Annotated in this window: 18 protein-coding genes; 2 read left to right on the forward strand and 16 right to left on the reverse strand. The window is 35.6% G+C overall.

Annotation, left to right across the window (positions count from 1 at the left end; genetic code table 11):
- Positions 1–261 precede the first annotated feature (261 nt).
- From CBF31_RS02430 to CBF31_RS02450, 5 genes are all read right to left on the reverse strand, one after another.
- Complete coding sequence (locus CBF31_RS02430) at positions 262–600, reverse strand: hypothetical protein (protein ID WP_126830623.1); 339 nt, start codon at positions 598–600, stop codon at positions 262–264.
- Positions 601–616: 16 nt separating this feature from the next.
- Positions 617–1,105, reverse strand: coding sequence for a hypothetical protein (locus tag CBF31_RS02435; protein WP_126830625.1), 489 nt, complete (start codon positions 1,103–1,105; stop codon positions 617–619).
- A gap of 42 nt (positions 1,106–1,147) precedes the next feature.
- Positions 1,148–1,585, reverse strand: coding sequence for an OsmC family protein (locus tag CBF31_RS02440; protein ID WP_126830627.1), 438 nt, complete (start codon positions 1,583–1,585; stop codon positions 1,148–1,150).
- Between the two features lie 97 nt (positions 1,586–1,682).
- Positions 1,683–2,735 (reverse strand): linear amide C-N hydrolase, encoded by a 1,053-nt coding sequence (locus CBF31_RS02445; RefSeq protein WP_170167845.1) that lies wholly within the window; start codon positions 2,733–2,735, stop codon positions 1,683–1,685.
- 105 nt (positions 2,736–2,840) lie between these two features.
- On the reverse strand, positions 2,841–3,218 hold the full coding sequence (locus tag CBF31_RS02450) for a hypothetical protein (protein WP_126830631.1): 378 nt from the start codon (positions 3,216–3,218) through the stop codon (positions 2,841–2,843).
- 193 nt (positions 3,219–3,411) lie between these two features.
- Here CBF31_RS02450 and CBF31_RS02455 point away from each other — a divergent pair, with 193 nt between their 5' ends.
- Positions 3,412–3,921, forward strand: coding sequence for a hypothetical protein (locus tag CBF31_RS02455; RefSeq protein ID WP_126830633.1), 510 nt, complete (start codon positions 3,412–3,414; stop codon positions 3,919–3,921).
- Positions 3,922–3,963: 42 nt separating this feature from the next.
- On the opposite strand, the gene CBF31_RS02460 is transcribed toward CBF31_RS02455, so the two are convergent.
- The 3 genes from CBF31_RS02460 to CBF31_RS02470 form a co-directional block, all read right to left on the reverse strand.
- On the reverse strand, positions 3,964–4,518 hold the full coding sequence (locus tag CBF31_RS02460) for a hypothetical protein (protein WP_126830635.1): 555 nt from the start codon (positions 4,516–4,518) through the stop codon (positions 3,964–3,966).
- Between the two features lie 125 nt (positions 4,519–4,643).
- A complete protein-coding gene (locus CBF31_RS02465; RefSeq protein ID WP_126830637.1) occupies positions 4,644–5,543 on the reverse strand; it encodes a DUF7916 family protein in 900 nt (299 codons plus the stop codon).
- 27 nt (positions 5,544–5,570) lie between these two features.
- Positions 5,571–6,872: a PTS sugar transporter subunit IIC gene (locus tag CBF31_RS02470; protein WP_126830639.1), complete on the reverse strand. Its 1,302-nt coding sequence runs from the start codon at positions 6,870–6,872 to the stop codon at positions 5,571–5,573.
- Between the two features lie 587 nt (positions 6,873–7,459).
- Between CBF31_RS02470 and CBF31_RS02475 the strand changes: the two genes are divergently transcribed.
- Positions 7,460–8,227 carry a hypothetical protein gene (locus CBF31_RS02475; protein ID WP_126830641.1) on the forward strand — a complete coding sequence of 256 codons (768 nt, stop codon included), beginning with the start codon at positions 7,460–7,462 and terminating at the stop codon, positions 8,225–8,227.
- Between the two features lie 39 nt (positions 8,228–8,266).
- On the opposite strand, the gene CBF31_RS02480 is transcribed toward CBF31_RS02475, so the two are convergent.
- From CBF31_RS02480 to CBF31_RS02515, 8 genes are all read right to left on the reverse strand, one after another.
- A complete protein-coding gene (locus tag CBF31_RS02480) occupies positions 8,267–11,422 on the reverse strand; it encodes a type I restriction endonuclease subunit R (RefSeq protein WP_126830643.1) in 3,156 nt (1,051 codons plus the stop codon).
- A 9-nt stretch (positions 11,423–11,431) separates the two neighbouring features.
- On the reverse strand, positions 11,432–12,610 hold the full coding sequence (locus CBF31_RS02485; RefSeq protein ID WP_126830645.1) for a restriction endonuclease subunit S: 1,179 nt from the start codon (positions 12,608–12,610) through the stop codon (positions 11,432–11,434).
- On the reverse strand, positions 12,600–14,186 hold the full coding sequence (locus CBF31_RS02490; protein WP_126830647.1) for a type I restriction-modification system subunit M: 1,587 nt from the start codon (positions 14,184–14,186) through the stop codon (positions 12,600–12,602). Before CBF31_RS02490 ends, CBF31_RS02485 begins: the two co-directional genes overlap by 11 nt.
- Positions 14,187–14,344: 158 nt before the next feature.
- Positions 14,345–15,727: an HNH endonuclease gene (locus tag CBF31_RS02495; RefSeq protein WP_126830649.1), complete on the reverse strand. Its 1,383-nt coding sequence runs from the start codon at positions 15,725–15,727 to the stop codon at positions 14,345–14,347.
- Positions 15,728–15,730: 3 nt separating this feature from the next.
- The gene (locus CBF31_RS02500) at positions 15,731–17,554 is read right to left on the reverse strand and encodes an AAA family ATPase (RefSeq protein ID WP_170167846.1); all 1,824 of its coding nucleotides are present in this window, start codon (positions 17,552–17,554) and stop codon (positions 15,731–15,733) included.
- On the reverse strand, positions 17,554–18,249 hold the full coding sequence (locus tag CBF31_RS02505; protein ID WP_126830653.1) for a hypothetical protein: 696 nt from the start codon (positions 18,247–18,249) through the stop codon (positions 17,554–17,556). Before CBF31_RS02505 ends, CBF31_RS02500 begins: the two co-directional genes overlap by 1 nt.
- A gap of 205 nt (positions 18,250–18,454) precedes the next feature.
- Positions 18,455–19,759, reverse strand: coding sequence for an McrC family protein (locus tag CBF31_RS02510; protein WP_126830655.1), 1,305 nt, complete (start codon positions 19,757–19,759; stop codon positions 18,455–18,457).
- A gap of 1 nt (position 19,760) precedes the next feature.
- The gene (locus tag CBF31_RS02515; protein ID WP_211330808.1) at positions 19,761–21,656 is read right to left on the reverse strand and encodes an McrB family protein; all 1,896 of its coding nucleotides are present in this window, start codon (positions 21,654–21,656) and stop codon (positions 19,761–19,763) included.
- Between the last annotated feature and the right edge of the window lie 120 nt (positions 21,657–21,776).

Below are 21,776 nucleotides of genomic sequence, written 5' to 3' on the forward strand. Positions count from 1 at the left end.
TAGAAGTATATCACACATTTAACAGACTTTAAAATAATTTGAATACTTTTTAAAGTCGATTTAACAAACTAAAAATACACAACCACCCGTTTTATACAAAAAGATTTAATACCTTTCATTTTAATAAAATAACGTGTTTATCTTCTTACAGTTAGTTGACATCAACGTTAATTATGCGATAAAACGTAACGCACACACACATCTACCTCTTTCAAATCAACCATTTTTATATAATAAAAAAACCTCATCACGAGGTTTTTCTTAATTTGAACGTGCTTCTAATAAAGCAATTACCTTATCGACTTCTTTTAATGAAGGATAAACTCGGCGTTCACTTGATGAACACAATTCTAGTTCCTTCACAGATAAATTCGAAAGCTGGGCAATCTCTTCGAAGGAGACCCCTTTATACTCTGCAAGTGCTAACATATGGTTCACTTTTTGTTGACTACGCTGTGTTATCAATGCCATGACCCAAACAATAGCCATTAAAAAAACCATATTTGTAGCCGTCTTATTTTCTAATACAAAATAACTAAGAGCTAATAAAATAACAAATATACTGCCTATAATTAGTCTTTTTTTCATTTCTTTAGTCATACTGACCTCCTAGTTTCTATTCAAACGTCGGTACACCGTGAACTAACTCTTCTAATGAGTCACATACTGGATTCACTAAAACAGGTAAATCATAACTGATAAAGTAGACCGGTAAGTTGTCATCTGATTTATCGACAGCAAAAGCGTCAGCGTCTTCGCCTGTTTGAGAGAAAATAACATAATTCTCAAAGCCTTCTTTTTTGACTTTCTTTTTATCTAAGAAATAGCCTTGACTCATCTTATCCAATTCATCAGCCTTCTTAGGTAATGCTAAATAGTGCTTTAAAAATGTCCCTTCGGCTTTTTCTTGTGCCATATGTTTTTGGTCTTCTTTTAAAGCGTAATTTTCATCGATATAATCCTCAATCTCTTCGTCATCTTCAAAGATATAGGGTAACCAAACATTCCCTTCGATAAAGTTCGCTGGGTAATCCTTTTTGATAGTTTCTTTTAATGTCATTAATCGTTCAAAAATTGCAGCTGTTTCCATTTGTACGTCACTCATTTCTTTTTACTTTTCTACTAGTATACCATAACACCGCTCCGTCTAATTGATACGCACGTTCGTTTCGAAGCTTGGACAATTCACTAACGTATCTTTGACTGGACAACTGCTTTCGATAAAAGCAATGAAGTCATTAATTTCTTCTTCCGTATTATCAGCCTCAATCTGATACTCAGTAATAATGTGTGAGAAGCCTACTTTTACATCTGGTTTACCTTTTAAACGATCAGAATCAATCTCCCCTTTAATATCAACTGACATGCTTTTTAAGTTGATATGTTTTGACTGGTAAAAGAATCGTCCCACCATCATCTTACATGCCCCTAGCGAGCATAACAGTGCTTCTAATGGGTTCATAGCCTCATTTGTACCGCCAACATTCTCTGGTTCATCAATCTTAAATGAAAAATCTCGTGATGAACACTTTAACTGTAACCCACCTAACGACTCCACGTGTGCTTCTAGTACTTGCTTACTCATCTTCATTCCTCCTCTAATTCTCTCTTTGTACTAAATGTACTCTATTTCACAAGCCTTTTCAATACAAAAAAGACCCGCCTAAGCGAGCCTTAACTTATTATTTTACTGGCATGTCTGCAATGTCTTGCTTGTAGTTAATCGCATAGCGAATCACTTCTTTATTACCTTCTGTCATTGCCACGCGTTGTAAACGTCTGTTTTCATGCATTGAAACAAACATCTCTTTAGCCGTTAAATCATACCCTACTGTATATTGCGTGTTGTAGTTCATTGTGTCGTCGTTAATATCTTGAACGCCATTGGCAATATCAAAACTATTTAAAATATGGAACAGTGTATCACGTGCTTCATCACACGTTTGACTTGGACGAGCGTGTGTTAATAAGGTTGCCGCTCTCACAAAACGAGATTGAGAGGTGTAATCCGCTGGCATACCGATTAAGCCAGATCCTTTACCTGCTGATAAAACTTCTACACCATTTGCCATGACTTTATTCTCACGCATTTTATTCGTTAAGCCTGTATAATTTTGAAGATTAGTTATGTGCCAATCAAAGGTTGGACTGTTCGTCATCACACCTAATTTATTTTCATGAACTTTAAACGTTCCATCACCATTCACAGGCTCCATCACAATACTGTTGCCCTCTTTATCTGTAAACATAAAGTGGAACGGATCAGATTGACCCATATCATTAGCTGTATCTGAAATCCCCACAAGTGTTTGTGATTTTTCGATAACTTCTTCTAAACTACCGCAGTTACCTAGTGCCCAAGTCATATATTCTGAGCTTCTTAATGGCATTTTGCCAGCTGCTTTAATGTCCTCAGCTTTACCGTATTTAGCATAATTTGAGAAGTATAACATTCCACATGAAATCCCTGCATCGTTAACACCGTCTACAAAAACAAACCCATCATTGCCAAAAGGTTTGCCGTCAATGGCCATGCCAATCACTTGGTGCGTAAATGTAATGGGACTTTCTGAATCAGTTAAAACGTGGCCTACTGGAACATCAATTCCAACGTAAGCGTCAAAGGCAGGTTGCCCTTCTACAAATGATTTCGGTCCAAAAGGTACCATAAATTCTTGGGTACGACCCCATACTACTGACTTGTCTAATGCCATCACTCTAATACTTGTACACATCACTATCACTCCTTTAGATTTTAAACGTACCATAAGTATAATACAGAGCCTGTTATTTAGCACGAAAAAAAGGAGCATCCTTTAATAGGACACTCCTTTTCAAACCTAACTTTTATTTTGAGTCATTAATAACGACTTTTCTTTGTGTTCTTTAAGTAACGCAATCGTTGCTTTTACTTTTTTATCAGGTGGATAATAACTGATGGTTTCTTTTTTAGTCGATTCTAAATCCATCTTTTTAATCGTTGAAATTTGACTCAATTCAGCCGTTGTTAAATCAAGCTTATTGGCTAGCTGCCACATTTCTTCAATCCGATCCTCCCTACGATGTCGTGACACGTCCGCCAACAACATAATGCCAATAAAATAACCAATATTGACAATCATTCTGATAATACCTGGATAACCTAGCCACACGTTAACTGCAACTAAAAAAATGAGTGCGAATCCAAGAATTGATTTCGACTTATTACTTATCTGCACGAGTAATTCACCTAGCCTCTTCTTTTTTGCTTTCGTGTCTATTATATCACGGTTCCCTAGTATTTAAAGGGAATACGCTTCTAAAATACGTCCGTTAGCTAGTAAAACTTGGTATAGTCCACTTTTATGAAAATTTGCTCATATTAAATCATTATTATATAATTAACCATCGTTTTACGAAAGAAGGAGACTTATGAAAAAAATAGTTTTAGCATCATTACTAGCGGTAATCACTACTGTTACCCTATCAGGATGCATAAAAATCTACCCACAAGCACCAACGAAAGAGCCGAAAAAAACACAAACGACTCAAACTAAAGAAACGGAAACATCGGTTAAAACAAAAAACACATTACCGAAAGCCACAGAAACAAAAACAAAGGAAACAGAAATAAAGGTAACTGAAACAACGGCTACAGAAACATCTACAACAGAAACATCTACAACAGAAACGGAACGTCGTCACGAACGACGTGAACACACGAATCGTGATAACAGACAAAACCGTCGTGATCGCGATGTTGAAACAACACCAACGGAAACTGAGGCAACTGCTACACAAGCAGAAGAAGATAAAAATCAATATCAAAAAGAAGGCGAACACTGGGCAAAAGAATTCAGTAATCCCGATCTAACAGATGCTGAACGTGCTCAATTAGGAAAAGAAAAAGGCGACTACTACCGTAATAAATACGGCAGATAATCAATAAAAGCTAGGCCACATTCGGCCTAGCTTTTTTGATAGTTAAAAATCAAGAGTCTGGTACGTCTTTAAAGCTTCGCCCAACCGCTTTGAAGAAAAGTCTGATAATAGACCGGTTGAAATTGATAATTTATTATTAACTACTAGCATTTTCCTGCCAGCTATCTTTTTATCCAATACACCCTTCTTCACTATAACTGTTATAAAATCGGACTCTGTTGGAATCTCGTCCAATTCTGTTTTCTTTAAATAAGACAGCGATTTTAACCGTATATCTTCTATATCTGACCATGATAAGATTAATTTTTTATGCGTTGCATGTAAAAATGAGTAGTAGTAGATAACCTCTGACTGATCAAAAGTAATAATGCTAGGAGATTTTATCACCCCTATAAGACCTAACACAATAACAAATAAACTCGCTCCAACAAGCGTGACACCCACACTAATTAAAACACAACACTCCACTTTATCTCCTACTGATAAACTATAACTTTTTAAGGTTAAAACAGCCCCCAGTATAAAAAATGCCAATCCAAGTACAAGTACCCAAAAACTCTTAAATCGATCCATTTTAAATGTTATACTTTCATCCACGTTACACTACCTCATTCTTTGTCTACTTTATAGTTAAAAGTATATCACCTTGATTCACTCAATAGACAAATAAGAGTCTTTTTATGAACTTGAAATTTTATATTTTATAAAATTTAAAATAAAGTTTAACGATTAATCGATCTCGCCATCATTGAAACCGTATGACGCATTCCTCTAAGTGCTTGGCTTAATGTCATAATATTTAATACAGGAGCTACACCACCATATCCCGCATCACCAATGTGTTGAATGTCCACTCCACATATTTTGTTACGGATGGCCAAGTCTTTAATAACACTTTCATCAGAACTCTCTTGACTCGTCCCAATTGCAGTCAGGATAAGGGCGCCTTTACTATGACACTCTTTCACCACTTCAGTTAAATCTGCATCTGAGAAGCCTGGAACTGTCCCTACAGCTGGCACTAAGATAATATCAGCTCCTGCTTCGATGAAACGACGGACTGTTTCTTTATCTGTTACGGGTTCATTTACACCTGCTCCGTGCATCTTACCAGCTATGATTAAACCTGAGAAATGTTTTTTTGCTAATGTAACCATTTTTTCAATGCGGTCATTTGAAACACCTGTTCCTGGATTCCCTGTTAGACAGACAAAATCCATTCCTAATGTTTCAATTTGTTTGAAGGTTTCTTTTGATGCTTGTCTACCATTAGAAATTTCCAATTTCGTTTCTAACATTTCTGCTGACACATCTACTGGCTCCAAATTAACACCGATAGGTCTAGCGACCAATTTGTGCAATGTTTCAACAAAATTCAACTCAGACTTTGGTAAGCCAGGTAAATTGGGCCTTAACACATCTACCCCATTCAAAAGAATCATATCCGCACCAAACGATTTAGCTATCTCGGTATTGGTGATATCCCCAATAAAAGATTCTCTAGTGGCTACCACTTCACTCATTACGACACGACCCTCACTAGCTTTAATACTTTCTTTTAACTCTGAACCTGTCATTGCCATAATCTCTGAAGCATTAGCGCTTATCAATCGTTTCACCATTTCTCAACACTCCTTTTTTATTTTAGTTTAAATGAGACCTTGTTCATCTTTAATATTTTGATTTTCAACTGAACGATAGAACGGTAGATAAATGAGAATATCTACTAAAATACAAACAATTTGAAGAACTGCTCCACTAACATGCCCACCTGTTGCTAAAAAACCACTTATAATAGGAGGCATTGTCCAAGGGATTGAAATCCCAACCGTTCCTTGAACCAGTCCCGAAGAAATACTTAAATAAGCAATAATAACGTTAAATACTGGTGCTAAAATAAAAGGAATAAGTAATTTTAAATTTAAAACTACAGGTAAACCAAACATGGCAGGTTCATTAATATTAAAAATACCTGGCGTTAATGTTAAGGGGGCCATTGTTCTACTAATGATACTTGCTTTTTTCTTAATAGCTATAATAGCAATCACTATAACTAACCCTAACGTTGCGCCGCCTCCGCCTATATAAACGAAATTATCCATAAAAGGTCCTGTGACAATATGAGGTAATGCGGCATGAGGATCAGCTTGAAAAGCCAATCTGTTTTCGTCTGTATTCATTAACCAAATCGGACTAAAAATACTGTTCACAACATTTCCACCATGTATCCCAATAAACCAAAATAAGCTATTAAAAAATACAACAATCATAGTCCCAACTAAAGACCCTCCTAATAAACCTAAAGGCCCTCCAATTAATTTCATTATCGCATCGTGAATATTACCAATCCCAAAAGAATCTGTTACACCATAAACTATCGTCCATAACGAAATAATGACTGCACCTGGGATCAATGCACTAAAGCTTCTCGCGACTGCTGGTGGTACGGTATCTGGTAATTTAATCTGTATATCTCTATTAATAAACCACTGAAAAATCCAAGATGATATTAAACCTAATATAATCGCCACAAAAAGTCCTTTGCTTCCCATATAGCCAATTTGAATCCCTTCAAGAGGGGCTTCATCTCCACTGAAAATAGTGGGTGTTACGATAAGAAAGGATGACATTGCAATGGCGCCAGCTGACATTCCATCTACTTTATATTGTTGAGCCAAACTACTGGCAATCCCAAAAGCAGCAATCATTCCCATTAAACCAAAACTACTACTTGTTCCTTTATCTAAATAAACATTGAGTCCAGTTTCTTGCAACCAGCCTGTCCAACTTGCTACCGGAAAACTATTTAGAATTAGGAAAAGAGACCCAATAATAATAAGGGGCATACCTAACGTAATCCCATCACGAATGGCAATTAGGACTTTATTTTGACCAAGCTTTGCTGCTAGAGGTAACATTTTTTCTTCTAATACCGTATTTATCTTAGACATAATCCTCCCTCACTAAACTTAAGAATTTGATAAAACCAAATCATCAATTTATCGTATTAACTTCCCTATTCCAATAAAGGCACTAAATACTTCTCTATCACACGGTTAAAAATAGCCATACTAACCCTCTTTCCTTGTTGTTTGAGTAACGGACAAGTGACTACGACACGACAGGTGACGAGAAATAAAAAATAAGAAATAAACCGCGGTTAATGCTAACAGAACACAAAAAAAGAGGCTGGACAAGTATCTGTCCAACCTCTTTGACATAGTTAAATAAAGCTCCGCCCAACTGAATAAAATGCGTTTAAAGGTCGCTAAATAAAGCTTTTTGACCTTTATAATTTAAGACAAAAACCGTTTACATTTTATTCAGTTGATGTTAGCATTAACTATGGCAAGCTTGATTGGGTCAGATGTTTCACTGGATTGACCTGAGCAAGTCCTCGCGACTGGTAATCGTGAGGTGCCATTTTTTTATGCGATTTATTTCTATGTCGCCATTATAATGACAACGCATACAAATAGTCAAGGAAAATATTCCTTGTTGAATTATAGAATAACACTAGTTAAAGGAGTGACTTAACATGGTATCTGTTACAAAACGACTAACTCAAATCAAACAACCTTATGGTGGCTACCTGCCACGAAAAGCGTTCACTGTCACCACTTTGGAAGACCATATTACCTTAGAACAAGAATCCATCTCACCACAATCCATGGGACTTGTTGTAGATTATCTGACACGTGTGGCACTTGGTACTGCCGCTTCCTATGCGTTTCGTATTTCACTTAAAGGTGCTAAACTCTTAGGAGAAGATGAGTGGGACTATGCGGTAGAATTATTAGAAGATATTAAAATTGATAATTGGGATAGCCAAGATTCGATTGAAAGTGCCTGCGAATTAGTCCATTACGACAGTGCCTTTAGAGCAGGATTAAACGCCTATTCGGCTACTAAAAATAACATACCTGATGAGGGAACTCTTTCATCAATCCGAACATTGGTTCAACGCAGTCTCACTTTTTTTAAAAAATATGGCCCTGTTACCCAAGATGGCTTCACCTTCAATGACGGATATACCACTACTATAAATTCTGGTGATGGCGATTTTCTGACCCAAGATACGCTATGGGATTTTAAAGTATCTAAAGCTGAGCCAACCTCTAAAAATACGCTACAACTTGCTATTTACTATATTATGGGCAAGCATAGTAACGACCCTATTTTTGATGAGATTACACATGTTGGTATTTTTAATCCGAGACTAAACAAGGTGTATCATTATGATATGAGAACCATTGACCCTTCGATCATTAAAGAAATAGAACAGTCTGTTATTGAGTATTCATAAAAAGGAGATCTGCCCTAATGGGTAGACCTCCTTTTTTTATTATCTTAATTCCATATTCAGTGGTTCTAGCTGATTATCTAGTACCTCTTGCCAAGCACGTTTCATCGCTTGAGGGTATTGGAACGTTTTTATCTCAGGATGGATTGCTTTAAAAGCAGGATAATCTTTACTTTCGATTAGCTTGTTTTTATTTGGAATATCAGTCATCCCGACAACATACTGAATAGCAGACAAGTGTAATTCCTCTTCTGAAACACACCATTCCGTTGCAAACTCTGAAATAATCTTATCTCTAGCGGTCGTAAAATAATAACGTTTTAAACTAAAGATATCTTCATTCTCATCGACTTCACCATTATCCATCGCATTCAAGATAGCATGGTAAACCTGACGAACGGCTTCTGATTTGTTTAATTTCTTCAAGGCTTTTTCAATCTCTTCACGAGAATCACTATTGTTGGCTGCATATAAGCCCAATAATTGGTCGATATAAGCCGAATCAATATCATAAAGACGACTAGTATTGCCACTGTAAAATTCAATCTCAGACAAATCAGTTGGTTCGGTCGTCACTTCTATTTCTTCGATTAAAGACCCTTTGACTGTTTCGTATTGCCCCACTTGTTCAGAAATAACAGAAACTTGCTGGTTAAGAGCAGGTGATTTTTCCATATCAGCATTATACTCGTCATAGGTTACGAGTGCTTCAAAGGAGTTATTTAGCTCTTGGAAAGCTTTGACATAATCCACTTTAGTTTCAAATGAACTATTTTCATCGACCTCACCAGAAGCAAGTACCGCTTCAAACTTACGAGCGGCTTTTTTGAAACGTTTCTTAGACTCGTCATACGTTGGATAGATTAGCCCAGATTCTTCATTGACCTCCGAATACAAACGGGTCGCTTTCGAGACATTTTCTTCCATGGTATGTGGTTTTCTAAAAGTAACGACTAGCCCCTTTGTCTTGCCTGGATAGGTTCTGTTTGTTCTAGAGAAAGCCTGAATCAAATTAGCATACTCTAAATTACGATCGACAAATAACGTTTGAATTGTCGGCGCATCAAATCCTGTCAGCAGACGGTCCACTACAATCACTAAGTCCACTTGCTTACCGACCTGTTTAAACTCAGCACGTTTACGAGCCAGACGATTATTAATGTCTCCATTGTAACGCTCTAAGTCTTCTATCGACCAAGCGGTATCGTAATAGGCATTATAATCCGCTATGATAGCTTTCATCTCATCTTGTTGGACTGACGCATCTTCTGAATTTTCTTCCATTGAGTAGGTAATCGCAATACGTGGAAAATCTGGGTCATCCATCGTACGCCCAACTCGTATCGGATTATCTGGAAACTCACGCTCCAACCAATTGTCTTTAGCCGTCATCTCTTTTATCGCTTTATAATAACGCTTTGCCATGTCGATAGAGCTTGTCGTTAAAATCGCGGATTTCGTAGGATGACCGTTTTTAAAATCAAATTTCGTATAGGCATTATCTGGTTTTAAGATTTTATGAATGACTTTATCAATGTGTTCATCATCCTCGTAGACCTTCTTCTCTATATACGCCTCTTTCTCCAGACCTGACATTTCGTCAATCATTTCATTAAGTTCCTCTGGAGAGAGTTGTGACGTTTTTCCTTCATTTTTCAACTTGCCAAAAATTTTATTGTCTAACGATGTTTTTTCAATCGTATTCTCATGCTCCACTTGGAACCCTAAGACGGCGCCATCCTCTAGGGCATTCTTAATCGTATAGGTATGCAGGACTTCACCATATTGGTCACCTGTCGTCCGTGCTAACTGCCCCTTGGCTTGTTTTTTATTTTCCTCAAAAATCGGCGTACCTGTGAAACCAAACCATGTTGAATTAGGGAAAAACTCTCGAGTTTCAGTCATATTCTCCGCACTCAACGCTCGATGACACTCATCAACTATAAAGACAATGTGTTGGCCGATTAATTTTTGATAACGGTTTGTGCCATTTTGTTCTTCTTGTTTTTTAGCATGTTTTAAAGCGGCATCTAGCTTTTGACGTGTCGTCACAATCACTACATTTGAGTTGCTATCAGACAACAGGGTGCGACTTAATTCTTTCGCACTACCTGTCCCCACAATCAGACTATTGGCTCTCGCTTCACCAGAGGAAATCCCTGTATTAAACTCTGAGGCAAACTTAGTAAACTCACTTGTCGTTTGGTTATCTAAATCTTTCCTATCGACCAACATAATCGTACGGTCAATCCCCGGCTTACGAGCGAGTAATTTTGTAGCCACAAAACTCGTTAACGTTTTACCTGACCCTGTCGCGTGCCAAACATAGCCTGACTTGTGCTTGCTTGCTGCTGTAAATAACGCTTCAATCGCATGAACTTGATACGGATGTAAGACCATCAAGACTTTGTTATCTTGGTCTTCACTGACAATCGTATAATTCGCAATTAAACGATGAGCATCTGGAATATTTAAGACTTGCTTACAGAACTCATAAACGTTATCGACTTTTTTATTATCCGTTGTACGCCAACTAAACAAGAATTTTTTATGCATGTCTTTAGGCAGTGCATTTGCAAAATAACGAGTGGTTTGCTCATTAGACACCACAAATAATTGCAGCGTTGAAAAGATATTATTTCTAAACATCCCTTCTTCTGCATACTTTTTAACTTGATTAAAAGCTTGGTAAACCCCATCTTTCGCACGGGCTTGTTTCAGCTCAATCTGAACAATCGGCAGACCATTGATTAATAAGGTCACATCAAAACGACGGTCACGCCCATCTGAAGCTGTCTTTTGCTTAGAAATTTGATTGACCACTTCATAACTGGAAATCCCGCCTCCAATATCTTGATTTGAATACAAGATAAGAGAAACCGACCCTAATGAAGCATCTTCACGCTCAATCGTAATACGAGCAATCCCATTTTCTCCCTTTAACCACTTCGCTGCATCAAAAGGGGTCTGTGTTCTTGCTAGGAGTTCAGTTTGAATAACCTCAAACTCTTTATCTGTTAATGGTGTCTCGCCTATTTCAGAAACATTATTCTGACTGATTTTTTGACGAAGATTGGCCCACAAGTCCGCTTCTGATTTCAAATCTGGACGATACGTCCACTGATTGTGTCCTTCTCCCAGGACTTCAATCAAATGATTTTCAACTTCTAACTCATCACGATGTTTTAATTTACTCATGGGTTCCTCCTAAACAAACATTTTTTGTAAGAATGCTTTCTTAGTTTCTTGAAGTAATTCAAGTTCGCGTTCTTCTAAGGCGATAAGGTCATCGAGCTCTTTAAAGAACGAGCCGATGGCACGTTGTTCTTCAATTGTTGGTAGCATAACTAGAAATTCTGAAAATTTTGAAATCCAATGACGTTCATGTCCTTGAGGCATATAATTTAAATTTTTTAATATGTTAAATAAAACATAGACATTATTATTTCTATCTAAAGGTTCTAATATTTTTAAAGCAGAACTCTTAACTTTAAAAGAAAAATCTACCAAATGTGATGACGTTGTAAAATCATCAAAAATTATCACAGGTTCTTTACTCTCAACTTTTTTGATGCCCTCTAATTCATTTGTATAACCAAGTATAAAAGATTTTCCTGCAGTTAGAACAGGAGTATTTGAAATTTCATCATATTCTGTTGAAGATACAATATATTTAGTTGGTTGTTCATACGATAAAACGCTTCCTAATTTTATTTCCTCCCACTCCCCATCAAACCCATCAACTCTAACTTCTGGGACGGTTTCACCTTTTTTAGGGAACATCTTTTGCAAGAAACCTTGTTTGGTTTCTTTAAGTGAGGCAAGAGAGGTTTTCTGTAAGGTAATACGCTCATCTAATTCTTTGAAGAAAAAACCGATAGCTTGTTGTTCAGATTTATTTTCAGAAGTATTAACCTTGATAACATCCAAATCTTTTATTCCTATATTAGGTGGGTCTGTTCCTGCTAACTCATTAGCAATTTTTTCTACAACTTCTTTTTTTCTTAACAACTGAAATCCATATTCAGAGTTAGTTTTAAAAATAATTTTCGCTACCCTTTGATTCAAAAGTGCCTCGTCACACACCTTAGCAAGTTTTAATTTACCACCTAATATAGGTCTTGTTAGTGCCATAACATAATCATTAGGCTTCAATTGATATGAAGAATACTTATCCCAAAATTGTACTGGTAAACAGGTATTCGAATGCCAGGTTATTTCTTCAATTCCTACATTAGCTATTTTTAGCCAACGTATCCCTTTTTTTACTGCATCTGAACTTTTAAATGCATATCCACCAAATAAAGTTATAAGCTCTTTTAATTTTTTTTCCTCCCACTCACCATCATACCCTTCAAACCGTATCTCTGGTATATTACTTGTCATTGTTAAACACCTCTAAGGCACCTGCTAACCAGTCTTTATCCCCTGTTAGGGTTTTGATTTGGTTTAGGAGGCTTTGTTCTAGTTTGGCTTTTTCTTGGCGGACTTGTTTGATTTCTTCGCCGACTTTGACCATATCCACTGGTTCTTCTTCTTCAAAGGTATCCACATATCTAGGAATGTTTAAGTTAAAGTCATTTTCTTCTAGCTCTTCAAAGCTCGCTACATGAGCGTATTTCTCACTATCTTGTCTGTCTTGGTAGGTTTTAACAATTTTATCAATATGTGCCTCTGTTAGGACATTTTGATTTTTATTCTTTTCAAAGTCATTGCTGGCATCAATAAATAACACATCACGAGTGGTTCTATTTTTCTTCATGATGATAACTGTTGTCGGAATACTTGTTCCAAAGAATAAATTAGCTGGCATTCCAATAACCGCGTAAATACTGCCATCTTCTAATAACTTCTTACGGATAACCCCTTCAGCAGCCCCACGGAATAATACACCATGAGGAAGAACAATCGCCATTGTCCCTGTTTCTTTCAAATGATAGAAACCATGTAATAGGAACGCAAAATCGGCTTTAGATTTCGGTGCTAATTTGCCGTAGCGATTGAAACGAGAATCATCTAAGAAGGTTGGGTCTGATGACCATTTTGCTGAGTAAGGTGGGTTCATGACGACCGAATCAAAGGTATAAGGCTCATCCGTTGGCCAGTCTTTGTTTAAGGTATCCCCATTACGCAAGTTCATGTCTTCACTGTCTACTCCATGTAGGATGAGATTCATCTTCGCTAGATTATAAGTTGTCGTATTTAACTCTTGTCCGTGATATTTTACAGAATCTGGGTGATTTAAATAGTTACGAACGTTTAACATTAATGACCCTGACCCCATAGTTGGATCAAAGACGCTAAACAGTTTTTTATCTTCTTGACCTAATGCCACAATACGAGACATCATGTCAGAAACCATATGAGGGGTATAGAACTCCCCAGCTTTCTTCCCTGCTGATGAGGCGAACTCACTGATTAAATACTCATAAGCATCTCCTATAACGTCGCCATCATGCCCTAAGACATTGATTTCATCTAATTTTTTCACCACGTCTGTAATTGTCACATTACGCTGTTGGTCATCTGCCCCTAATTTTTTAGACTGCAAATCGACATCATCAAATAACCCATTAAACTGGTCATACTTGCTTGATAGGTTGACGAACGCTTTGTTTAATTCATTTAATTGGAACGTATTTAACTTCGCTCGGTTTGCTAAGACATTAAACAAATACTCTGGCTCAATATCGTAGCCTAATGTATCGACCACTGTAGCGATTAAGTCATCTCTACTGTCCTTATCTGATAGTAGCTCCGTATACAACTCTGTTTGTTTATCTGGTGTATCATACGCCTCGATACTTTCATCGGCTAACTCAACCACTTTAACTAATAATTTATCTGATAGATACTTGTAGAAAATCATCCCTAATAGGTAGTTCTTATATTCTGACGCATCCATCTTACTACGCAGACTATCTGCGGCACTAAATAACTGATTATTTAACTCTTTACTCATTTGCATTACTCCTTGTCCTGTACACTAAGCGCATCACGCTTGCGTTATATGTTTTATTATAACGTATACGGTACATTCTTTGCGATAAATTTGAAAACAAAAAAAGAAACCGCCCCTTTTTTGCGTAAGGGGCGGTTTCTCCTGCTAATCTATACTAGCTATCTCATTAAGTATTCTTCTATTTTTTTAAATTCTTCACTATCGGAGAATCCTTTCTCAATATCTTTCTTGAATTTTGAAAGAGGTTCGTCATTTAAACTCTGAACTTTATCCAAATTCTCGATCTTATCTTTTAATTTTTTTTCTAAATCCTTTAAATAATTTTCATTATAAACATATTTTTTCAAAAGTATTTTCTCTATGTCTCTTTGATGGAGATTATACTGTTCTTTGATTTTAAAAAGTTTAAGCATTTTGTCCATTGATTTCTCTTTTTTTTTATTTTTACCCAAAAAATGCTTATCTATAGATAGTTCCACTTGATGATTTTTTGATATACCTAGCTCTAAAATAAAGTTAAAACAGCTATCTAAATTGATTTCTAATGGATTAATATCTTCAAAATCAAATTCTTTTGACCCTTTCAAAGAAGAATTACATACCGTACAGGATGGGACTAAATTGTATAGCGTCATCGAAAAATAAGGGTATTTACTTTTAGGAAGAAAATGGTCTAGGGTTGCTCTAAATCTTCCATCACTTGATAATAATGGTGTTATATAATGCCTATTACAATAAAAGCAGGTCTTAACTCCACTCTCTAAAACCAATGCATAAGGATTCCATACGTTCTTTAAAATCTCTCCATTATAATTCAGTAAATCAATATACAAATTCCATTTTTTTTCTCTTTCCAAAAAAAGACGTTTTATCTCAGCCGAATCCCCACTTACTTTTTTATATTCTTCTTTTATTTCACACATACTCTCAGTAAAATCTTCTAATTCATCTTTAGCAAATTTCGGACTAAATAATTTGATATATTGATCAATTATTTTTTCGATCCTATCCTCGGATACCCTGCCTCCTTTTTTAACAACACTTTGTTTTATAAATTCAAATAAACTCCCCGTCGTAAAACTTGAATAGCCAAAGGCTTTCTCAAACAAGTTTTTATACTCGGTATCATCCTCTATCCTATCAATTACCGCTTTATAGTTTTCTTCAGCGTAGTCATAAAATTTTTTAAGTGTTTTTTTTTCTTCTATCCGATATTTTTTAAAAGCATTTTCATGTTTTTTTTTAATATTACTTTCATTACTTAAATAAGTACCATTAACATTTCCAATAGCAAGTAGTTTATAGTTTTTCAAACAATAATAGATGAATCGTCTGTGATCGTTAAGCCCATTTTTTTTAAAATTGTATCTCTTTTTAGCTGAATACGTCTTTTTATCTGTATATATTTTCTTAACCGTATAAGTTTTTTTGAATATATAATTTTCTACTTCATAAAGTTGTTCGATTTTAGGAACGATATTTTCTTCAAAATAAGTGACATGCCTTTGTTCAATCTCTTGAGAATACTTTATTTTTTCCAAGTATTAGTCACCCTTTCTAATATTAGCATTTATTCTTTTACGAAAATCCCCTTGAAAGTCTGGGTCTTGTTTCTCAAATAAGGCGACCCACTTCTCCAGTACAATCTCTCGCTCATCAGTATTTTTTGTCAATTTATTATAAATTTTCTCATATTTTTTTTCGAGGGAATTTTTAATAATAGGATCACCAATAACATCTATAACTTTTTTACAGTCTTCTAAATCCGCTATATGATTATCATTTTTATATTCCTCTATTCTATTCAGCTCATCAATAACATTCTGAATTTTTCGAGCGGAAAAATCTCCAAGCACTCCAAAATTATTCCCTTCTAGAAAAAAACCATCTCTATACAAGTTATAAATATTAGTCCCAAAAGTTTGCTCTTTGTCCTCTTTTATTTTATTTTTTGACTCCACTAAAATGGTATTACTCTCTAACATATCACTAACCATTAATGGTGAATGCGTTGTAAAAATAATTTGAATATTTTTTTCCTTGTTCGTTTCAGTCATTACCTTTAAAAACGTATCCAACCATTTTAATTGCCAAGTGGGATGTAAACCAATATCAACCTCATCTAACAGAAGTGTTATGTTTTCCTCAACAGCTTCTATGCTGGCCTTATGAATTCTACCAAACAGGCTCAATAAACTAAATTCACCTGAACTAAGCCCTTTCCAACTAAAAGTAAATAAACTTGCTAACTCTCTAATAAACCAATCAGAAGATTCGTCGTACTTAATAAACGTTAAAAATAATGGAATATCTGCCTTATCGCCATCTTCTCCCACAGTTTTGGGAAAGCTGAAGTTTTCTCTACAACACATGTCTAAAAAATAACTCAAAGCTTCATTTAATCGTTCCAATTCTTCTTTACTAAATATGTTTTGAAAGTATTTTGTATAAATACTATTGAAGTCTATTGGTTCAACTTCTTTTTTATCCTTATTATCTTTCTCTTTTTTAAAGTTTGACAGTTCTTCTAAAAGTTGTTTTTTTAAATCGTCTTTAAGTTGGCTATAAAATAGTGAGAAGTACATAGACATTAATGTTTTAGGCATACTACCCTTCACTTTATTATTATTTTGAAAAAGGTCTAAAGGTGATTTCTCCTTAATTTTTAATTGCTTTTCAAAAAAATCATCAACTTTAAAATTAGATATACTCACTTTTTCAGTCGTTAAAAATTTAGCTGTCCCATTCACACCTTCTCCAAACTGCGATAACCCCATAACTAATTTTTTGTCAGAAATATCAAGAGTTGGTTGGATTTGTTCATATCTTTCCGCTAACATTTTCACCTGAGCTAGCATTTCTTCTCTTACAAATTGCTGATAGCCTTTTGTATTTAAAAAATGTGAAGTTGAGATGTCTTTTACAGTTTTAATATCACTATCTGATGAAAGGTCAACCGACCCAGTTTCCAAAGTGTTTGAATAAAAATAATAGATAGATTTATCAGGAACGTGCTTTTCTAGATTTTTGGAAGTCATCATTTTTACGGAGAAAGATCTATCCGTAGTAATCCATCCTTTCTTGATGGTTCCTTTTTGAAAAAATATGTTACCACTATTATCTTTAAATATTTTTAAACCGAAAGATGTGGTTTTGTCATCAACAATTGATTTTAATAAATTTGTTTTACCAACCCCATTTTTACCAGCCACGCACGTTATACTATCCACACCATAAAATGTTTTATCTTGTAGGGGTTTATCAACATTTTTTAAAATTGTCGTCTCACTATTTTCATGTACCACCGTATACTCTTTATCAAAATTAAACACTTTGTTTTCTTTATCTATTAAAGCAACAATCTTCATTAATCGTTCTCCTCCATGACAAATGACCCAACAATACATTGATACCTTGTCTTTAAAATAAAATCTGTTAAATTTTCATTCACTTGTTCTGCTGTTATATTTGAAATAAGCCGAGTGCCTTGTAAATTATAATCATCGCTTCCTTTTTTACTCTTAGGAATTCCAAAAATTTTACGAAACCCATTTTCTTTAATTAATTCTTTTTCTACCAATTCATAGTCTCTGCTAGCTTCTCTCAACTCAGGATGCGACGTAAAGACCTTGTGGTTGCCTGGTATATAGACTTTAAGTAGCTGATCAAACAACACTTTATAATTCCATGTTTCCCTTTCATTCCACAAAAAATAAGTAAGAGCAGGTTCATCTAAAACATCATAAACTCTACCTACATATAAAGAACAGTTTAAATAGCCACACACAACAATGTCACCTTTTGTAATTTTAGTGTCGTCACCACTATTAAATTTTTTATCACTAAATCCCCAAACAGGTACCTTAGTCACCTCTTTTTTCAGTAACTCCTCAAAAACTTCTTTATTTTTTTTACTTTTTTCAGTGCAATCTTTTGAAATCTCCTCTAACATCGACTTCACATCAACTGGCATTCCTAAAGTATTTTTGCGATTATTTTTATCTAATGGATTATCCCTAGAATCCCCTATAGGTGAATAAAACACTTTATTTTTCTCCGTCATAATATCCCCTTATCTTAATAGATATAGTACTGTACTAAATGTACTATTTTATTAAATAACACACAATATTATTTTTAACAATCTCATCCAGTTGTTAAACTCTATTATTTATTAAAAATATATTTTATAAATAACAAAAGTCTCATTAACTTAAAATAAAAAATGAGCCAATCTCCCCCAGAAAGGAAGACTGTCTCATTTATTTTTAATTCAAACTTTCATTTAAGTTAAACATCTCTATAATCTGTTCCGCCATGTTATCTGAAAATAAATCGATGAATCTCACTTGAATTCTAGCACCTAACTCGGTAGATTCTCCGATCAGACTTCTAAATTCATTAGGTTGGTAGGCTGTAGTATAGGGATAAATCAAGACAACTTTTTTTACGTGTTCGCCCTTATGACAGTAGCGCGTATGATAGGCATACATCTGGTAAGCATCCGCTTGACTTGGGCCTTTCTCATTGAGAATCTTCCACTTAGTATCTGCAATAATCGTGCCTTGAGCTTTATCTTTATACCTAACGACAAGGTCTGGTCGTAAGTGATAGCTCGCTTTTGTTTCAGCTGTTTTATCAAATAACGCATAGGCTTTATCTTGAGAAGAGACAGTAGCCTCTGGTAAATACTGCGTCACCAGTGTCGCAACGTAACTCTCAAATAGCTTTTCCATTGGGAATAAAATAGCAAAAGCCTGAGTTGAACCTCGGAACGACGTCAATGATTTGCCACTTAAAAACAACTGACACCACTCAAGAGCTTGGGTGTAATGACCATAAGTCCTACCTAGCTTAACCTTTTGAAAAGCTTGTTCAGGATTAGAAACCGTACTCACACAATTAAGGTGGACAAGCTGCTCTTTAATCAGTCGATTATTCCTTGCATCTTTGCTTTTTTTTAAAAGAAATTCTAGCGTTGTCTTTAATAATTGGTTTTCAATTATGTCAATTAAATACTCGTCAAATGCATTGTAAAAATAAGCTTGATTAATGTTATTTTTACGAATATGCTGTGTCACGAGTAACTTGCCTTTAAGAAATTTCTCATTGCGTTCTACATTGACATAATCCGATTTTAAGCCTCGTTTAATAACAGCATCTGACTCACTTAAAAACATCGAAATAAAGACCTCGAGTAAATTTGTTTTACTGACATCCAAATGAGTCATGTTGAACGTCTTACCATTAAGACGTCGAACTGTTTTTAGCATGGTTAAAAACAACTGACGGAGCTCTTTTTTATCACCAGCTTCTCCAGATTGATTATAAAGCTTAGGTAATATCTCAATAGTCAGACCTGATTGCGTCTGCAGCACACCCACGTAATTCATGACCTGTACACCGTTACGAATCGGCTTTAAAAAAGGCATCACATCTGACTGTGGCTGCTCTAGCTCTAATCGAAGTGCCTCAATATCCTGCTTCGTCACTTCTACGCCATCTATTACGGTAGCCGCAAAAATAGGTTGAAATTCTCTAACTGAGATAAACCGATTGTTCTGAGCGACCATCTTAATACCCTACCTCTACGAGTTGTGTCATCGCTTTTATAAAATCATCTTTCGAGATAGAATTAGCGATAACGTATGTCGGTTCTTCAAACCCACTCACCAAATCATTAAACTGACTGTTAAATAATCCGCTAAAACGGGGCTTCTCTTTAATATAAATCCCTCTCGTATCATTTAAAATAGCCTTTATCTTATCGTAATCGTCATAAAAATACTCTTGTAATAACGGAATCACCTTCGTTTCAATGACTGACTGTAACTCTTCTAACGTACTAATCGAAAGGAAAAAAGCATGCCCTAATGTATGATCACGGTCATACAGATACTCGATACGTTCATTAAGTGTTTCTAGTATAAGTGACACATCAATCCCCTCGATACTCCCCACTTTATCTTTCACTAATTGCGAATTTGGCATTTTTTCAATGAACTCAAAACGACGACGTAATGCAGTATCCATCATTGCAATCGAACGATCTGCCGTGTTCATAGTCCCTAAAAGGTGGACATTCTGCGGAACACCAAACGTTTCACCAGAATAAGGCAAGACCACACTCAATGCTTCTTCAGCCCCCAAGCGCTTTGAAGGCTCAATAAGTGTGATTAGCTCACCAAAAATCTTACTGATATTTCCACGGTTTATTTCATCAATAACAAATAGAAAGTTTTGCTCTGGATTTTCCTTCGCATTCTTACAAAACGCCTTAAAAACACCATCCTTAACACGATAATTTATCTTACCGTCTTCCGTCTCAGCGTAGATTCCCTCAATAAAATCTTCATACCCATACGATTGATGGAACGTCACAACCTTAACAAAATACTCGCTATCCGCTACAGGAGTCTCTGCGACGTAGCTCCCAATTTCTTCTGCTGCTACTTTTCCATTTTCTGTAACCGCCCAATTATCCGAATCATCTTTCGTAAAATAATCCAATCCTGTCCGACTCGCCACATTCGTTGATTTTTCATCAGCGTTGGTGATGATAGTTTTTGTAATAGTCTGTTGTGCATTTTTACTCATTTTAGTATTCCCAAACTCTTCCAATACCTCTAATCTAGAAAATGCTCCTAGTTTAATTGCCGGATAGCCTGCTTTTTTCATGGCTAATAAGATAGCATCTCGCCAAGATAGTGAGTTGAAATTGACAGTTTCTTGTGAAAGCGACTGCCCTGAAATCAGCTCTTTTTTATAGTTGGAAATGCTGTAGGTCTTGCCTGTTCCTGGTGGTCCGTACAAAATTTTATTCCAGCCTTTACTCTTAACCATCTCTACCCCTCGCTCCTCTATCGTTACCGCCTCAAAATAATCTGCGGTTCTTTCTAAATAATTACTAAGTGACTCGTACGCTTCATCTGAAATCAGAACATCAACAGCTATTATCTTCCCTTCTTCATCTTGAGTAATAGTGACCGGGAGTTCAACTAATACTTTTTCACCCAATGAGGATATATAAGCATTGGTATTAGTCGTATGCTTACCTGACGTATCATAAAGATTGAAATAACGAACAGTTAGACCCGTTATCAGATTATCCCCCTTTGCTTCTCCTGCATTAAACATAAACTCCAGCGCATAGTTGTGATCTAACGACAGATGAAGAGACGCATTTCGCCAAGCATAATTTCTATTTTGAGCACTTCCATTCGCAAAATGAATGCATTCCAAACCATTTGAAAACCAGCTATCTTTAAACCCATCTTCCTTGTAGAATGAATTATTTTCTGCCCACACCCCTTTTAATCCTAGTGTGTTATTTTTAGTATTTACCCTATTCTTTTCTGCATAATAATCAGTTGCTTGCGTGACCTCTGGGTTTACTTTTGTTAAAATCTTCTTCTGTCCAACGGTCACAAAAAATGTCAACATCTCTTTTAATACATCTTTACTAATCAAATCATCATCCCTTTCACTCTCAAGATAACTTTCATTAAATAACACCAATCATTATTCATTTCTTCTCACCCATTATAACGTAAGACCTCATAACTGACGATAGATAGACAAATAAAAGAA

This window comes from Vagococcus fessus (assembly GCF_003987565.1).
Lineage (GTDB): Bacteria > Bacillota > Bacilli > Lactobacillales > Vagococcaceae > Vagococcus_D > Vagococcus_D fessus.

What these genes read in the sequence shown, in the direction of transcription:
- CBF31_RS02430 (WP_126830623.1), bottom strand. Translation starts at nt 600, where the DNA reads ATGACTAAAGAAATGAAAAAAAGACTAATTATAGGCAGTATATTTGTT.
- CBF31_RS02435 (WP_126830625.1), bottom strand. Translation starts at nt 1,105, where the DNA reads ATGAGTGACGTACAAATGGAAACAGCTGCAATTTTTGAACGATTAATG.
- CBF31_RS02440 (WP_126830627.1), bottom strand. Translation starts at nt 1,585, where the DNA reads ATGAGTAAGCAAGTACTAGAAGCACACGTGGAGTCGTTAGGTGGGTTA.
- CBF31_RS02445 (WP_170167845.1), bottom strand. Translation starts at nt 2,735, where the DNA reads ATGTGTACAAGTATTAGAGTGATGGCATTAGACAAGTCAGTAGTATGG.
- CBF31_RS02455 (WP_126830633.1), top strand. Translation starts at nt 3,412, where the DNA reads ATGAAAAAAATAGTTTTAGCATCATTACTAGCGGTAATCACTACTGTT.
- CBF31_RS02465 (WP_126830637.1), bottom strand. Translation starts at nt 5,543, where the DNA reads ATGGTGAAACGATTGATAAGCGCTAATGCTTCAGAGATTATGGCAATG.
- CBF31_RS02470 (WP_126830639.1), bottom strand. Translation starts at nt 6,872, where the DNA reads ATGTCTAAGATAAATACGGTATTAGAAGAAAAAATGTTACCTCTAGCA.
- CBF31_RS02475 (WP_126830641.1), top strand. Translation starts at nt 7,460, where the DNA reads ATGGTATCTGTTACAAAACGACTAACTCAAATCAAACAACCTTATGGT.
- CBF31_RS02480 (WP_126830643.1), bottom strand. Translation starts at nt 11,422, where the DNA reads ATGAGTAAATTAAAACATCGTGATGAGTTAGAAGTTGAAAATCATTTG.
- CBF31_RS02485 (WP_126830645.1), bottom strand. Translation starts at nt 12,610, where the DNA reads ATGACAAGTAATATACCAGAGATACGGTTTGAAGGGTATGATGGTGAG.
- CBF31_RS02490 (WP_126830647.1), bottom strand. Translation starts at nt 14,186, where the DNA reads ATGAGTAAAGAGTTAAATAATCAGTTATTTAGTGCCGCAGATAGTCTG.
- CBF31_RS02500 (WP_170167846.1), bottom strand. Translation starts at nt 17,554, where the DNA reads ATGAAGATTGTTGCTTTAATAGATAAAGAAAACAAAGTGTTTAATTTT.
- CBF31_RS02505 (WP_126830653.1), bottom strand. Translation starts at nt 18,249, where the DNA reads ATGACGGAGAAAAATAAAGTGTTTTATTCACCTATAGGGGATTCTAGG.
- CBF31_RS02510 (WP_126830655.1), bottom strand. Translation starts at nt 19,759, where the DNA reads ATGGTCGCTCAGAACAATCGGTTTATCTCAGTTAGAGAATTTCAACCT.